The organism is Pseudonocardia oceanicola (genome assembly GCF_047200735.1).
Lineage (GTDB): Bacteria > Actinomycetota > Actinomycetes > Mycobacteriales > Pseudonocardiaceae > Pseudonocardia.
In genome coordinates, this window is sequence record NZ_JBJZON010000021.1 from 81873 (window position 1) to 97944 (window position 16072).

General features: G+C 71.6%; 11 protein-coding genes. 4 read left to right on the plus strand and 7 right to left on the minus strand.

What is annotated here, in order from left to right:
- Positions 1 to 32 precede the first annotated feature (32 nt).
- From ACL02T_RS25535 to ACL02T_RS25555, 5 genes are read right to left on the minus strand one after another with little or no spacing between them, the layout of a single operon-like run.
- Positions 33 to 1991 carry a heparinase II/III domain-containing protein gene (locus ACL02T_RS25535; RefSeq protein ID WP_412833338.1) on the minus strand — a complete coding sequence of 653 codons (1959 nt, stop codon included), beginning with the start codon at positions 1989 to 1991 and terminating at the stop codon, positions 33 to 35.
- Between the two features lie 35 nt (positions 1992 to 2026).
- Positions 2027 to 4207 carry a bi-domain-containing oxidoreductase gene (locus ACL02T_RS25540; RefSeq protein WP_412833339.1) on the minus strand — a complete coding sequence of 727 codons (2181 nt, stop codon included), beginning with the start codon at positions 4205 to 4207 and terminating at the stop codon, positions 2027 to 2029.
- 11 nt (positions 4208 to 4218) lie between these two features.
- Complete coding sequence (gene asnB, locus ACL02T_RS25545) at positions 4219 to 6138, minus strand: asparagine synthase (glutamine-hydrolyzing) (protein WP_412833304.1); 1920 nt, start codon at positions 6136 to 6138, stop codon at positions 4219 to 4221.
- Between the two features lie 17 nt (positions 6139 to 6155).
- Positions 6156 to 7322: a glycosyltransferase family 4 protein gene (locus ACL02T_RS25550; RefSeq protein ID WP_412833305.1), complete on the minus strand. Its 1167-nt coding sequence runs from the start codon at positions 7320 to 7322 to the stop codon at positions 6156 to 6158.
- 38 nt (positions 7323 to 7360) lie between these two features.
- Positions 7361 to 8686 (minus strand): nucleotide sugar dehydrogenase, encoded by a 1326-nt coding sequence (locus tag ACL02T_RS25555; RefSeq protein ID WP_412833306.1) that lies wholly within the window; start codon positions 8684 to 8686, stop codon positions 7361 to 7363.
- Positions 8687 to 9029: 343 nt separating this feature from the next.
- Here ACL02T_RS25555 and ACL02T_RS25560 point away from each other — a divergent pair, with 343 nt between their 5' ends.
- From ACL02T_RS25560 to ACL02T_RS25575, 4 genes are all read left to right on the plus strand, one after another.
- The gene (locus ACL02T_RS25560) at positions 9030 to 9830 is read left to right on the plus strand and encodes a sugar phosphate nucleotidyltransferase (RefSeq protein ID WP_412833307.1); all 801 of its coding nucleotides are present in this window, start codon (positions 9030 to 9032) and stop codon (positions 9828 to 9830) included.
- Positions 9831 to 9839: 9 nt separating this feature from the next.
- Entirely contained in the window at positions 9840 to 10427 is a 588-nt protein-coding gene (gene rfbC, locus ACL02T_RS25565) for a dTDP-4-dehydrorhamnose 3,5-epimerase (RefSeq protein WP_412833308.1), read from the plus strand.
- A gap of 230 nt (positions 10428 to 10657) precedes the next feature.
- The gene (locus tag ACL02T_RS25570) at positions 10658 to 12184 is read left to right on the plus strand and encodes a sugar transferase (RefSeq protein WP_412833309.1); all 1527 of its coding nucleotides are present in this window, start codon (positions 10658 to 10660) and stop codon (positions 12182 to 12184) included.
- Positions 12185 to 12423: 239 nt separating this feature from the next.
- Entirely contained in the window at positions 12424 to 13929 is a 1506-nt protein-coding gene (locus tag ACL02T_RS25575; RefSeq protein WP_412833310.1) for a sugar transferase, read from the plus strand.
- A gap of 61 nt (positions 13930 to 13990) precedes the next feature.
- Here ACL02T_RS25575 and ACL02T_RS25580 read toward each other — a convergent pair whose 3' ends face one another.
- On the minus strand, positions 13991 to 14485 hold the full coding sequence (locus ACL02T_RS25580) for a hypothetical protein (RefSeq protein WP_412833311.1): 495 nt from the start codon (positions 14483 to 14485) through the stop codon (positions 13991 to 13993).
- 791 nt (positions 14486 to 15276) lie between these two features.
- Entirely contained in the window at positions 15277 to 16023 is a 747-nt protein-coding gene (locus ACL02T_RS25585) for a hypothetical protein (protein ID WP_412833312.1), read from the minus strand.
- Between the last annotated feature and the right edge of the window lie 49 nt (positions 16024 to 16072).

The window sequence follows — 16072 nt, forward strand, 5'->3', positions numbered from 1 at the left end:
TGTTTCGCCGAGCGGCCGATCGCCCCGGTCGATCACCTCGGCCCCCTGCCCGAGGAGCCGAACCGCAGGCGCGTCCGCAGCTCCCCCGGGGTCTCGCCCGGCCCGCCGCGGCCGACGAGCGTCACGGACGGCTCCTTGCGTCCGAAGGAGGGCGAGTACCAACCCAGAGGGGGTTCGGTCTCGCCGCGGTGTGCGCTCCAGGCCAGCTGCTGCGGGAGTTCGAGTTCCGCCTCGCAGACGCTGCCCTCGCGGCGCCACCGCAGCTGCGCACGGCGTTCGACGAGCTCGACCTGGATCTCGGGGCCCAGGTGGAACGCCAACCGCACCCCGTGGGTGCCACCACTGACGACGTCGTCGACGATCCGCAGCTCCCGTTCGGCGGCGTCGAGTTCGACCGACCGACGGTGCACCACGGAACGGCCGCGCCGGCTGTAGCCGCTGTGCTCGCCCACCCATCGGGGGGCCCCGGCCGGGCCGCAGTGGGCAACGAGCACCCGACTGCGGGCGTGGTGGGTCCAGAGGAAGGGGCCTCCCGAGACGGACTGGTCACGGCCGTCCAACTCGAGGGTGTTGTGCCCGAGCGTGGACCGGAAGTACGACCGCCACTCCGGCTCACCGTGGTAGCAGTAGGTACCGGGATCGGCGAACACGTCCACGCCGCCGTACCGGACCTCCACCGACAGCGCGTCGGCATGTGCGTGGGCCGCGATGGAGAGGAACCCGTGCGGTCCGCCGTCGCAGCGACACCAGATCTCGTCCTCGCCCCTGCCTGCCCGCAGGATCGTGAGGCCGGCGTCGGCGAAGTGACCCGGCCGCTGTGGGGGACGGCCCGCCACGGGCCGGCGGGGGCCGGTGAGTGCGCTCAGCAGGGCCGTGCGGACGTCGCCGTCCCCGGCTCCCGGCCACCAGTCGATCCTGCCGAACACCACCTCACCGGTGGACAGCAGCGAGCCCCATCGGTCGGTGCCCTGCCCGTCGAGCACGAGACCATGGCCGTCGTCGGCGTCGCCCTGCCGAGGTGGACGGCCTCGTGCGTCGACGACGGCGGCGAGCGCATCGGTCATCCGCTGCAGGACCAGCCACGTCGACGCCGGCACCGCCACGCCTGCTGCCTCGGCCTCGATCGCGGCGGCCAGACCGAGCTCCAGGACCAGCCCGTGGTACTCGCTCGCCAGCTCCCGGTTCAGGCCGGAGGGGAAGGTGTTGCGGTCGAGCTCCTCGTCGAGCAGCCGCAGCGCGTCCACGCGCCATCGCTCGCTCTCGGGGAACCAGGGGAACGCGCACGCCGCTGCGAGCCGACCCGCCGCTTCGGCGACGACGTGGTTGTTGGCCGAGGAACCACGGCTGGGGAACGCCGCGAGCCAGCGCTGGTGGTGCCAGATCTGCTGCAGGGCAACGGGATCGTCCTCGAAGAGCCCGGGAGCGCCGGGCCACCCGTCGAGCAGTCGCCGCACCCACACCCACGACAGCAACCGGATCCCCAGTTCGATGCCGCTGATCCAGTGCACGCCGCGGAGCGGTGGATTCGCGGCCCACCACGACTTCAGATGATCGGCCACCCGGTGGGCGTAGCGGTCGTCGCGGCTGAGCGCGTAGGCCGCGGCGAGCACGGTGAGATGCTGGTGGCGCGAGGGCTCCCAGATCTGTTTGATGTCGCCGACCGCTCCCTCGTCCCGGTACGGGATGTCGAAGGCGTACGCGTCGGCCGGCGCCCGTCGCCCGGTCTTCGGGTCGTAGGACCAGTCCGGGGCGGCCAGGTCGGAGCGGGCGATCCCGAAGTACTCGGCGTGTCCGTCCATCAGCCGCTCCGCCGTCGCGAGCAGACGCTGCACGGCCGCCCGCGGTACCGGCACGTCGCGGGGCAGCACGGCGGTGAACCGCCGATCCGGCAACCACGCCTCGGTGTCCGCGCCGAGCACCCGATGCCCTGTGCGCCAACGGTGAACGCGCGCCGCGGTGCCGATCCGCCCCGCGACCTCGGCCGGTCCCATCTGGGACAGACGCCGCAGGTACCACCCGGCGCTCGTCACGGCGTGGCACCGCCCAGCCGGACGGGGACGCCGCTGCCCAGGCTGGTCTGGACGCTCAGGGTCGCCGTGGTCGTCGCCACGAGCGATCGGAGGTCGACGGGCATCGGCCGACCGGACCGTACGGCGTCGAGGAAGGCGTCGAGCTGTGCTCGCTGTCCCTTGTCGCGCCCACGAGGAAGCCGGGGACTGCGCCACTGCCGACGTCCGTGCACCGCGGCGCGCGCGAAGTCGTCGAACCGCAGGACCTTCCCGTCCGCGAGCATCTCGAGGGTCTCCTTCGGGAACCGCGGAGAACCCGTCGTCGCGTAGGTGATCGTCGCCGTCGAGCCGTCCCCGTAGGAGAGGGAGACCTGCACGTCGGCCTGCCCCCGGGTGGCCACGGCGAAGACCGCCTCGGGGTCCGCGCCGACCAGCCAGCTCACGGTGTCGACGAAGTGCCCGCCCTCCCCCGCGAATCGGGAGCCCTCCCGGTCCGCCCTCAGGTACCAGCTGTTCGGCTCGAGCGTCCCGGCGTTCACGAGGTAGCGGACGGTGGCCGGCCCGGTCCTCCGGCCGAAGCGCGCCACGGCCTCGCGCAGCAACGGGGCGAACCTGCGGTTGAAGCCGATCTGCAGCCGGTCGTTGCCCGACTCCTCGACCGCGTCGATCACCGCTGCCAGCTCCGCCTCGCTCAGCGCCAGCGGCTTCTCGACGAACACGGCCTTGCCCGCGAGCAGAGCCCGACGGGTGAGGTCGGCGTGCGAGCTGTGCCGTGTCACGACGAACACCGCGTCGATCGACGGATCGCCGAGCACGGCGTCGACGTCCGTGGAGGCACCTGCGAATCCGAACCGGCGTCGCGCGTTGGCACCGGACAGCGCCGAGGTCGTGACGACGTGCCGGAGCTCGACGTCCTCCCGGCCGGTCAGGTGCGGCAGCAGCATCGACGAGGCGTAGTTGCCCGCCCCGATGAACCCCACCCGCACGGCGCGTCCCGAGGGAAGCGCCGGTGCCGGTCGCACGGCCGTGACGGGGAGGGCCACCGATGCCGCCGGCGGCGGCATGTTCGGCGCAGAGTCGCCGTAACGGAAGAGCACCGCGACCGCCTTCAGGTCGCCCGAGTGCAGCCGCTCGTAGGTCTCGGTGGCCGAGTCGAGGTCTGCGACGTGCGAGATCAGCGGCCCCACGTCGATCCGTTCCCTGCCGAGCAGGTCGAGGAAGCACTCGAGGTTGCGCCGCTCGGTCCACCGCACGTACCCGATCGGGTAGTCCCGCCCCTCCAGCTCGTAGGACGGGTCGTAGCGGCCCGGCCCGTAGGAGCGCGAGAACCGGACGTCGAGCTCCTTCTCGTAGTAGGCGTTCCACGGCAGGTCGAGCCGGCACTTGCCGATGTCGACGACGCGCCCCCGGTCGCGGCTCAACTTCGCGGCCAGCTCGACGGGCTCGTTGCTGGTCCCGCCCGCGGCCAGGTAGACCTGATCCACGCCGTGCCCGCCCGTCAGGTCGGCGACGGCGGCGTCCACCACCCCCGACGCCGGATGGCTGCAGGTGAGGGCGCCGAGCCGCTCGGCCAGCTTGCAGCGCTCGTCGTCGGGGTCGACCCCCACGACCCGTGCGCCGGCGGCCACCAGCAGCTGGACCACGAGCTGCCCGATGAGTCCGAGCCCGACGACCAGGGCGACGTCACCGAGCTGCGGCTCACCCCGCCGCACGCCCTGCATGGCGATCGCGCCGACCGTGCCGAAGGCGGCGTGCTGCGGGGCGACGCCCGGCGGGACCCGGACGTAGAGGTTCTGCGGCACCCAGTTGAGCTCGGCGTGCAGCGCGTGCTCGTTGCCGGCACAGGCCACCACGTCACCGATCGCCACGTCGTGCACTCCCTCGCCGACCTCCTCGACGACCCCGGCGAGCGAGTAGCCGAGCGGAGTGTAGGAGTCGAGTTTCGTGGTCACCTTGCGGTAGGTCGCCGACAGGCCGGCCGTACCGACGCTCTGCACGACCTTCGCCACCTGGTCCGGCCGCGCCCGGGCCTTCGCCACCAGGGACATCCCCGCCTCGCCGACCTTCATCAGCTCCGTGCCGGTCGAGATCAGCGACCAGCGCGTGCGCACCAGCACGCCGCCCGGTTTGCACGCCGGCGCCGGGACCTCGAGCAGCGTCAGCTCCCCGGTCCTGTAGTTCTGGACGACCTGCTTCATGAACTCCCCACTCATGCGGCTCGAACGTCGCGTGCGCCGGACGCCGTCGCGTTGCGGTACCAGTGCTCGAGCGTCAGCACGTGCCACAGGTGCTTCGCCCGGTCCTGCTGGCCGGCCGCGTCCTCGGCGACGAGCCGCTGGAGCGCCTCCCGCCGGAGGAGACCCGACGAGACCAGCACGCCGTCGTCGACCACCTCGCGGACGAGCGGCGCGAGGTCGCGGCTCATCCAGGCCCGCAGCGGAGCGCTGAACAGGCCCTTCGGGCGATGCACGATCTCGGGCGGCAGGATCGACAGCGCGGCCTGTTTGAGAGCCACCTTCCCGCTCCGACCGACGATCTTGCGTGGGCCGGGGAGCCGGAACGCCGCCTCCACCACCTCGACGTCGACGAACGGGACCCGGACCTCCGTCGACGCGGCCATGCTGGCGCGGTCGGTGTAGGCGAGGTTGAGTCCCGGCAGGAACAGCCGGGAGTCCGCCAGGCACATGCGGTTCACGTGATCGCGCAGTCCTTGGTCGGCGTAGGTGTCGGCGTGCTCGGCGAGCACGGTGTCGACCGCGCCGGCGAGGTCGGGACTGACCAGATCGAGCAGCTCGAGCCGGTCGTACATCGTGTAGCTGCGCCGGAAGGCGCTCTCCTCCGGCAGGTCGGCGAAGGACAGGAAGCGCTTGGCGAACCGCACCGAGCGGTACCCCCGGCTCGCGCTCGCCACCGGGAGCCGGTCGACGGCCGCTCGCGCCGGCCTCCGGAGTGCCTCGGGAACGCGCTGGTAGCGCACGGCGAGCACGTTCGCGACGTGCTTGCGGTAGCCCGCGAACAGCTCGTCGGCACCCATCCCGGAGAGCATCACCTTGACGCCGGCCTCGCGGGCCGCCATGCAGATCAGGTACGTGTTGATCGCCGCCGGGTCGCCGATCGGCTCGTCCAGGTGCTCGACCATCCGCGGGAGCATGTCCAGGACCTGTGGGGCGATCTCGATCTCGTGCAGGTCCACGCCGAAGCGGGCCGCGACCTGTCGTGCGTGTCGCAGGTCGTCGGGCATCGCCTCGAACTTCGCGTCGGCGGCCCGGAACCCGATCGTGTACGCCGAGATCCCCGGTCGGTGCTTCGCCGCGAGGGCGGTCAGGTAGCTGGAGTCGAGGCCCCCGGAGAGGAACGTCGCCACCGGCACGTCGGCGACCAGGTGTCGGCGCGTGGAGTCCTCGACCACCGCAGCCAGGTCGAGCGGCCCGGCCCCTTCCGCGCGCTCGGCGGCCTCCCGGATCGACCAGTAGCGTCCTCGCTCGACGCTGCCGTCCGGGCGGCAGCGCAGCCACGTCCCGGGCGCGAGCTTCTCCGCCTCGCGGTACACGCAGCGGCTGTCGGGCACCCAATAGTAGAGGAGCGAGGCCACCAGGGCGGTCTCGTCGACGTGCAGCGTGCCGCCCAGTGCACCGGCGAGGGCCTTGAGCTCGGAGGCGAAGACCAGCCCACCGTTGCGCCGGACCAGGAACAGCGGCTTGATCCCCAGCTGGTCCCGGACGAGCACGAGCTCCCCGGTGCGCTCGTCGAAGATCCCGAAGGCGAACATGCCCCGCAGCCGCGGCAGGCAGGCGAGACCCCACCGGCGCCACGCCTCCAGAACCACCTCGGTGTCGGAGGTACCCCGGAAGGACACGCCCGCCGACTGCAGTTCGGCTCGCAGCTCGGATGCGTTGTAGAGCTCGCCGTTGTAGGTCAGGGCCAGCCCGTCGGACACCATCGGCTGCGCCCCGGACGGCGAGAGGTCGACGATCGAGAGCCTCCGATGACCCAGGTGGACCTCGCCGGCGCCGGCGACCTGGGCGTACTGCCCGGTCCCGTCCGGACCGCGGTGCGCGACGGCCGCCGTGAGCCGCGTGGTGAGCGGGCCGCCGTCGGGCCAGTGGTAGGTGCCTGCGATCCCACACATGAGGTTGCCTGGCTCCTTCAGCGGCCGGTGAGCCGGTCGTACACGGCGACGTACCCCGGGACCTGGTTGGACCACGCGAGGACTTCCTCCACGCGCCGGCGGCCGAGCGACCCCATCTCCTTGCGGCGCACGTCGTCCGACAGCAGTTCGAGGATCGCGGCGGCGTAGTCCGGCACCTGGTTCGGCGGTGCGTACACCGCGGCCTCCTGGGCCGACACCCGCGTCTCCACGAGGTCGAACGCGACCACGGGAAGGCCGAAGGCCATGTACTCCATCGTCTTGTTCATCGTCGAGACGTCGTTGAGCGGGTTCTTCGGGTCCGGGGAGAGCCCGACGTCGGCCGTGGACATCACCCGGGCCACCAGCTCGTCGGGTGCTCGCCCGGTGAACTCCACGTGCTCGCCCAGCCGGAGGTCTGCGGCGAGCCGGCGCAGCTCGGGGCCGGCGTCCCCGTCGCCGATGAGGGTGAGTGCCACATCCGTGCGGCCGTGCACGTCGACGATGTGGTGCAACGCCCGGATCGCGATGTCCACGCCGTCCTGGGGCCCCATCACGCCGATGTAGACGAGCAGGTACCGATGCCCGCGGCGCAGCGAGGGGTCCGGCTCCCCGCGGCGGAGCGTCGTCGGGTCGGGTCCGGTCCTCACGACGGTGACGTCGGCGGTCCTCTTGCGGCCGCGCTCGATCGCGACCCGCCGGTAGGACTCATTCGTGGCGATCACGTGCGTCGCCACGCGGTAGGTGAGGCGCTCGGCGAGCAACAGCGCCCGGTGGGGAAGGGAGGCCGGACGTGCGAAGCGGGAGAGGTACAGCTCCGGACAGAGGTCGTGCTGGTCGAAGACGAGCCGCACGCCGAACAGGACCTGGAAGGGGAGCACGGCGGCGAAGAGGACGTCGGGCGGGTTGCACACCTGGACGACCGCGAACGGCTGCCGGCGCCACACCCGCACCAACAGCGCGAAGGTGGCGAGGATCGACCAGGCGTACTCCGCCAGGAACAGCGCCTGCCGGGTGATCGGGGGGAAGGGCCGGTACCGGTGGATGTGAACGCCCTCGAGCTGCCGGTAGGCCTGCTCGCCGTCCCCCTTCGGGCAGATTGCGGAGACCTCGTACCCGGCGGACCGCAGCGCACGACACTCGTTCCAGACCCGGCGATCGAACGGCACCGAGAGGTTCTGCACCACGATGCAGACGTGTCGCCCCCGCGGACCCCGCCGCGCCCTCACCAGCCCACCCCCTGGTAGCCGGCGAGGCGTTCGAGTGGGGCCAGCCTGCCGTCGACGTCGAGCACGACCGGTGGCGCCGCATCCAGCACCGCAGCCACCACCTGCGGTTGCGCGCAGGACACCACCGCGACGTGCGCCCCGAGAAGGGCCTCGGCGGGATCGTCGTGCAGCACCTTCTGCAGGTGCGGCAGTTTCGCCTGCACGTACTGGAGGTTGGCACCGGACAACTTCGCCGGCGCGACGACCGGATCGTGGATGCGCACCTCGAGCCCCTTGCCGATGAGGATCTCGGCGAGCTCCACGTTCGGACTCTCCCGCAGATCGTCGGTCTGGTGCTTGAAGGCGAGACCGAGCAGCGCGACCCGCCGGTTGCCCCCGCCGGTCTCGTCGACGGCCTGGAGGATCCGGTCCGCCAGATCGCGGACGAGGATGTCGTTGGACGCCATCGCACCACCGAGGACGGGCATGTCGACGGTGTTCATCCGGGCGAGGTGGAGCAGGCTCCGGACGTCCTTGGGCAGGCACGACCCGCCGAAGGCGAATCCGGGCCGCAGGTAGGCCGGGGAGATGTTGAGCTGGCGGTCCTCGACGAAGACCGCCATGACCTCCCGCGAATCGACCGACAACAGCCGGAACAGCCGTGCCAGCTCGTTGGTGAAGGCGACCTTGAGGGCGTGGAAGGCGTTGGAGGCGTACTTGACGCTCTCGGCGGATCTGATCGCCACGACGTGGACCGGGCAGGTGACGAAACCGAACAGCTCGCGGACCGCGGCTGCCGCCGCCTCGGATCCACCGATCACGAGGAACGGTGGATCGAAGAAGTCCGCGACACTCGATCCCTCGCGGAGGAACTCCGGGCACATGGCCACCTGCAGGTTCGATCCGATCCGGCGACCGGATGCCTGCTCGAGCAGCGGGACGACGATCTCGTCGACGGTGCTCGGCGGAACGGTCGAGCGGATCACCACGGTGTGCGGCCGGCTCGTCCCCGCGAGGGCCCGGCCGATCTCGGTGACGACCCTGCGGATGAAGGTCAGGTTCGTGCTGCCGTTGCCTGCCGACGGCGTGCCGACGCAGACGACGGAGAGATCGGAGTCCGCCAGCGCCTCGGCCGCGGAGGTGGCGGCCCGCAGCGCGCCGGAGGCGACCGCCTCGGCGGTCAGCGCGTCCAGGTCGGGTTCCACGACGGTCGGACGCCCCGCATTGATCGTCGCCACCTTGGCCTCGTCGGTGTCGACGCCGATGACCCGATGGCCACGTACCGCGAGGCCCGTCGCGGTCACGGAGCCGACATAACCGAGCCCGAACAGCGTGACGTTCACTGGACCTCCACGATGTCGTTCCGGTCGGGGCGACGTGGCGGAGCCGCTCGTCGTCGAGCGGCCGGCGTGCAGGCGGATCCTCGTCGCCTACGACGCGAGCGTTACTTAGGCCAGCCGGGGGAGGCGCTGCCCGAGCCTTGGGCCGACGAGGGAATCCCTCAGTTACGCAAGGTGATTCTTCTCCTGCCTTGCCCGACAACTCTCGGCGGATCTACCTCGAACGGTCCAACTCGGCCTCGCTGGTGATCACTAAGAGTTAACACCCTCCGGCGGGCGGCCGAGTCAGTGTCTGGCCGCCCGCACCGCAGCGGGCAGGGACACCACTCCGAGGGGGCTGTCACCGATGAAGGTCGTGCTCTTCTGCGGCGGATACGGGATGCGGATGCGCGACGGCGTGTCGGACACACCGAAGCCGATGGTGCCGGTCGGTCCGCGTCCGCTGATCTGGCACGTCATGCGGTACTACGCCTACTACGGTCACACGGACTTCGTGCTCTGCCTCGGGTATGGGGGCCGGCACATCAAGGACTTCTTCCTCAACTACACCGAGACCGCGTCCAACGACTTCGTGCTGCACCGCGGCCAGGTGCACATGCTCGAGACCGACATCTCCGACTGGTCCGTCACGTTCGTCGACACCGGGCAGGACTCGGCGATCGGCGAACGCCTCCGCCGGGTGCGTCACCTGGTCGAGGGCGACGAGATGTTCCTCGCGAACTACGCCGACGTCCTCACCGACGCCCCGATCGACCAGATGATCGCACAGTTCCGGGCGGACACCGATGCCGTCGCCCAGCTTCTCGCCGTTCCCCCGCAGGCGGCCTTCCACGTGGTCGGCATGGGTGACGGGAACCGGGTCGAGGCCATCACCGCGTTGAAGGAGATGCCGATCCAGGAGAACGGTGGCTACCTGGTGCTCCGGCCCGAGATCTTCGACTACCTCCCCGAGGGCGGGGACCTGATCGGTGACGCGTGCACCACCTTGGCCAAGGAGGGCAGGCTCGGGGCCTACGCCTACGGGGGGTTCTGGCAGCCGGCGGACACGGTGAAGGAACGCGCTGTGCTGGAGGCGCTCTACCAGGCCGGGAACACACCCTGGATGCCGTGGCGGACCGACCGCTCCCCCTCCGTCGCCGGGGCCTGACCGAGCACCATGCAGGCGATCGAGCTCTCCCTTCCCGGCGTTCTGCTCTTCCGACCGACCCCCCACCACGACGATCGCGGCTTCTTCACCCGCACGTTCGACTCGGCCGTCGCCGAGGAGCACGGACTCGCTCCGCGCTCCTTCGTCCAGGACAGCCAGTCCCGCTCTCGTCGGGGGACGCTGCGCGGCATGCACGGGCGGCTCGGGCGCGGCGAGGCGAAGCTGGTGCGCTGTGCCCGGGGCGCGGTGCTCGACGTGCTCGTCGACGCCCGACCCGGGTCGCCGACGTTCGGCAGGTCGCTGGCAGTGCGGCTCGACGACGTCGACCTGGTCCACCTGTTCGTGCCACCGGGTCTGCTGCACGGCTTCCAGGCCCTGACCGACTGGGCCGACGTGTGCTACCGGATCGACCGCGAGCACGATCCGGCCGAGGACGTCGCCGTGCGGTACGACGACCCGGATCTGGGCATCGAGTGGCCGCTCCCGGTCTCGGTGATCAGCGAGCGGGACCGGCGAGCGGACCCCTGGGTGTCGCTCGTCCGTCGCCTTCGGACCACGGGCTCCCGCACGGATCGCGCGCCGTCCCTCCATTCATGACTACGGAAAGGGATCACGCACCGTGTCCGTTTACAGAGGTCCGGCAGATCGCCGGAAGGCTTGTCCGATCTCGACGTAACGAAGATCTCCACGTCATCGAGTCACGCCGAGGACTGTGATGACTCGTGGGGCGCAACCAGACGATTACTCAGCGTGGCAGAAGCGACGTGACGACGCGGTCACCCGGACGTCCGCCCAGCGGCGGTGGACGAACGGGCGGGATGGTGACTATGTCCTCGAACCTCGAGGTGGGCGGTTCCGCGGAGAATGCACGCAGATCCGCGAGCCGGAACGGAGCGGTAGGGCCACCCCGGCCCCAGATCCGCTCGGTGGCACCGGTGGTGCCGTGGCGCCCCCCCTGGGAGAGCCACTACGCGTGGTCCGTGATCGCGAGCGACCTGGCGGCGGTGGCCCTGGTCGTCGTGATCGGCCACCTGCTCGGCCTCGGTGAGTACTGGCCGCACTTCGACAGCCGCATCTCGCCCACGCTCGGCATCGTCAGCAGTGTGATCACCCTGTGCTCGCTGTTCTTCTGCCGGGCGTGGGAGCCGCGGATCCTCGGTCAGGGTTCCGAGGAGTACAGCCGCGCCTTCAGAGCCCTCCTGACGAGTGCGATCGTGTTGGGCCTGGGCGGGCTGGCGCTGCAGATGTCCGCCGTCCGTCCGTGGGTCTTCGGCCTGATCCCGCTCTCCGGCGCCTTCATGCTCTGCGGTCGCCTGGCGTTGCGCGCCCGGCTCTACCGCAGGCGACTCCGGGGCGAGCACATGCACTCGATGGTCGTCGTGGGAACGGACCAGGCCGTCGCGGACCTGATCGTGCGGACCCGCCGGGACACCCGGACGGGCTGGGTGGTGACGGCCGCGTGCACGCCGACGGGCCGCGGCCCCGGCGGCGCGGAGGACATTCTCGGCGTGCCCGTGCGCGGCGACCTCGACGCGGCGGCGGAGGTCGTGCGCTCCGGCCGCCATCGGGTGGTCTCGGTCTGCGCTGCGCCCGGCTGGTCGCCCCGGCGGCTGCACCGGCTGGCGTGGGACATCGAGGGTCTGGGGGCCGAGCTCGTGGTGGATCCCGGGCTCATGGAGGTCGCGGGACCCCGACTGCACGTCGCGCCGGTGGACAACCTTCCTCTCCTGCGGCTGACCGAGCCGGCCTTCACCGGCGCCTCCCGGGTGGTCAAGACCGGCATCGACTGGATCGGCGCGATCGCCATCCTGGTCCTCGTCGCCCCGCTGATGGCCGTGGTCTCGATCGCCGTCGCCATCGACGGCGGGCCGGTGTTCTTCCGGCAGACGAGGGTCGGCCGGGACGGCAAGCCGTTTGCGATGGTCAAGTTCCGCTCCATGGTCGTCGACGCGGAGAAGAAGCGCGCGGATCTGGAGCAGCACAACGACGGCGCGGGCCCGCTCTTCAAGATGAAGAACGATCCCCGGGTCACGCGGGTGGGTGCCGTCCTCCGCAAGTACTCGATCGACGAGCTTCCCCAGCTCTTCAACGTGGTCGCGGGCTCCATGTCGCTCGTCGGCCCACGGCCTCCCCTCCCGGAGGAGGTCCGGCGGTACTCGCGGGACGCCGAGCGTCGCCTGCTGGTCAAGCCCGGCCTCACCGGCCTGTGGCAGGTGAGCGGGCGCAGCAACCTGTCCTGGGAGGAGTCGGTCCGGCTGGACCTGCGCTACGTGGAGAACTGGTCGCTGATGCTCGACGCGCAGATCCTGTGGAAGACGATCGGGGCCCTGCTCAGGGGCAGCGGGGCGTACTGAGCCTCCTTCCTCGAGGGGTTGCTCGCCGAGACCGGATCTCCACGATTTTGGTGAAGCTTCACAGACTCTGTGACAATCGGTAACGCCGCTACTCGGATGGGCGACATGCGGAGTGATCGACGTTTGCCGGATCGCTCTCCCTCGGTCCCCGGCCCTTCTCCGGACGAGCCGTGCCCGCGGCGGCGACCCGTCATGCGGGATCGCATCATCGGTTCTGTCGTTCTGGGGGGCTCCAGATCGTGTTCAACCCGTCCGAGGTCACCGTGCCCGCCGGCGTCCCCGCCGTGCCGGCACAGCGGTCGGCTTCGCCCGTCGCCGGGCGTCCCGTCGACGACGAGGGTGGTCCCGTCCGCTGGCAGCGCCGGCTGCGGTCGCTGGTGGTCCTGAGTGACGTCACCACCGTCCTGGGGGCGACCGGGCTCGCCGTGCTCGCCGGCTGGACCGGGATCTACGAGGCGAAGCGCGCACAGCTCGTGTGCGGGGCGATCGCTGCCGCCCTCCTGCTGATCGCGATGCCCCTGGCACGCGCGTGGGACGGGCGGATCCTGGGCGTCGGCAGCACCGAGTTCAAGCGCCTCGGCCGCGCCGTCGTCGGCGCCGCGGTCGCCCTGGCCCTGGGCGGCCTGATCCTGCTCGTCGCCTCGGTCCGGATCTGGGTGTTCTTCCTGGTTCCGCTGATCGGATGTCTCGTCGCCCTCGGCCGGTTCGGCATCCGGAAGTGGCTGCACCGCCAGCGCGGCCGCGGCCGAGCGATGCTGTCCGTCCTCGCCGTCGGCGACGAGCGCGCGGTGGCCGACATGATCCGCCGCACGCGCCGCGACCCCCACTTCGGCTGGCGCATCGACGGCGCCTGCACCCCCACCGGCCGCGGCCTCGACGGCGCTGCCTCGATCGAGGACGTCCCGGTCGTCGGCGACCTCGACTCCGTCGGCCCCGCCGTCCTCGGCCAGGGCTATCGCGTCGTCTCCGTCTGCCAGGCCCCCGGCTGGGGCCCGAAACGCCTGCACCGCCTCGCCTGGGAGCTGGAGGGCACCGAGACGGAGCTCGCCGTCGCCCCTGGGCTCATGGAGATCGCCGGCCCGCGGATGCACATCGCACCGGTCGACGGCCTGCCGCTGCTGCGGCTCTCCGAGCCCCGCTTCACCGGTGTCGCCCGGGTGCTGAAGACGGTCGTCGACCGCACCGCAGCCGTCCTGCTCCTCCTGCTCGCCGCGCCGCTCTTCCTCGCCGTCGCAGTCGCGGTCAAGCTCGACGGCGGCCCGGTGTTCTTCCGCCAGGAGCGCGTCGGCACCAACGGCCGCACGTTCCACATGGTCAAGTTCCGGTCGATGGTCGTCGACGCCGAGGCGAAGCTCGCCGAGCTCCGCGCGGGCAACGAGGCCGCCGGACCGCTGTTCAAGATGGCTCGCGACCCGCGGATCACCAAGGTCGGCGCGGTGCTGCGCAGGTACAGCCTCGACGAGCTCCCTCAGCTGCTGAACGTCCTGGGCGGCAGCATGTCCCTCGTCGGCCCCCGCCCGCCGCTCCCGGCCGAGGTGGCGACCTACGAGGACGTCGCCCGCCGCCGCCTGCTCGTCCGCCCGGGCATGACCGGGCTGTGGCAGGTCAGCGGCCGCAGCAACCTCTCCTGGGAGGAGTCGGTCCGGCTCGACCTGCGCTACGTCGAGAACTGGTCCATGGCCCTGGACCTGACGATCTTGTGGAAGACGCTCGGCGCGGTGCTGCGGAGCCGCGGGGCGTACTGAGCGCCGAGGTGACCGACCCGCTTCGAGGACGTGATGCGCCTCCGACCACCCGTCCACCTCGCTAGCCCCCCGCCGCGATGGCGGATCGGGACCACCACTCCTCGAGAGCCACCCCATCACGGTCTTCTCGGGTCAGCATGCCGAACGCCGGCGGAATGTCGGTGAGCAGGGCCGTCTGCCCTTCCGTCGACCCGTTTCCGAGGGCGCCCGGGTTCGGCGGGGTGAGGGCCATCCGCCGCCACCGCCCCTGGAGGGCTCGGAGATCTCCCTTCGGATCCCGCAGGACGCCGTACCCGAGCGCTGCCCGGTCCGTCCAGTACAGGGCAGCTCCGGTGGAGTCCACCCGGCACAGCAACAGCCCCTGTTCAGCGCCGTCGGGCCCGGACCACGTCCCGGCGACGTTCTCCGCTTCCCCGCATCGGCCGGCCGCCCGGTCGGACACTTCGGCCACCTTCATCGCGGCCGCATTGGCCCGCAGCTCCGCGTCGAGCAGCTGCACCGTGGAGAAGCGGTAGAAATCCGCCGCAGGCCGCACGGCAGTCGCGGCGCACGACATGGTGGCGACGATGGCTGTGCCGGTGCGTTCCGGGAGCGCGACACAAGTCTCGGCGCCGTACTCGACCGGCAGGCCGGCGACGAGCGCCGACTCAGCCGGACTCGGGCGGTACCCAGGAGCCTGCCCGACCGGGATCGGGGGCCCTGGCCAGACGGGGACGACCAGCGCTACCGCGGCGGCGACGGGGCTCGTGAGCAGCGCGAACCCGCCCACGCGACGGCGGAGCAGCCGGGTCCGACTCGGGAACTCGCCCCTCGGCAGGGGTATACCCCGCCAGCCCGCCAGGGCGACGGCCCCACCGGATGGGTGGCGCCGAGAGCGCCTCCCACGACCACGCTCAGCGCCAACCAGGCTCCGACACCCACCTGCACCTGCTGCAGTGATTCCGCGCCCGGCAGGAAGACGAACCCGATCATCCCGAGGGCACCGACCGCGGTCTGCACGAGCAGGGAGATGATCGCAACAATGCCGGATATGCCCTGCCAGTCGTCCGACCCCAGCTCCACGCCGTCCTCCGAGACAACCCCGCGCCGCCGATCGTGACCCGAGGTCGCTTCCCCAGCACGCCGCGTTACAGAGGGAGCCAGCAGAGCCGTCCCACCTCAGGCTCGGTCCGGTCGACCGCGCCAGGCTGAGTGGCATTCAGCAGTAGGTGCCGCGAGCGTGGGAGCAGGTGGCCGCTGTGCACCTATCTCGGGCCCCGACCGGCCCGACGCCGACCCCTCCGCGGGTCGGACCGGTCGGCGCCGCAGCAACGTCACGGCAGTCACAGGCGAAGAAGCCCGTGGTCGTCAGTCCGGCGGCAGGAGGCCGGGACGGTTGGCCGGGTCGGCGACGTACCCGTCCAGCCACTCCCGCGCTTCTGCCGCCACACGGTCGAGGTTCGCCCGTCCGGACTTGTACTCCGCGAGGGCACGGCCGCCGGGAACGCGCTGCAGCAGCCCGCGACGCCCCTTCCCCTCGGCACGGCCATCCCGGACCTCGGCGGTCAGCCGGTACAGGGTCTGTCCCAGGCGGAGGGCGTCGCGCGCGAGCGCCGATGTCCCCCTACCGGCCGCAGGTGGCTCGGCGGGCCCGTCCACAGCCGCTTCCGCCGGCTCGACCGGGACGTCGATCCGGCGGCGGAGCAGGACCGCGGCGAGCAGGCGGGCTTGTCCGACCGGCTCCGCCACGCCGTACTCCCGCGCGATCCCGCACACCACCAGGCCCTCGCCGGCCGCGGCCAGCAGGTCCGTGACCGGCACCTTCTCGGCGGCGGGCACGACCGAGACCGCCGCGGTCGACGAGGCCACGAGCACGGCGTTCAGCTGCCCGACCGTGCGGACCCACCAGGCCGCCCGCTCGTCCAGTGTCGCATCCGAGGGCCGCGCGACCACTGTCGCCAACCGCCCCATGATCGCGACGCCACCGGCCCGCGCTCCGCTCGTCTCGGGCGATTCAGGCGGCGCGGTCGCGAGGGCGGCGAGGACCGGCGCCGCAGCGGTCGAGAAGTGCTGTAGGGCGCGGCCGAGGGTCGCGTCGTCGACGGATCGGGTCATGGGAGCTCCTTCCGGGTGGGGGTGGCACCGACTCCTGGTCGCTCGCCAC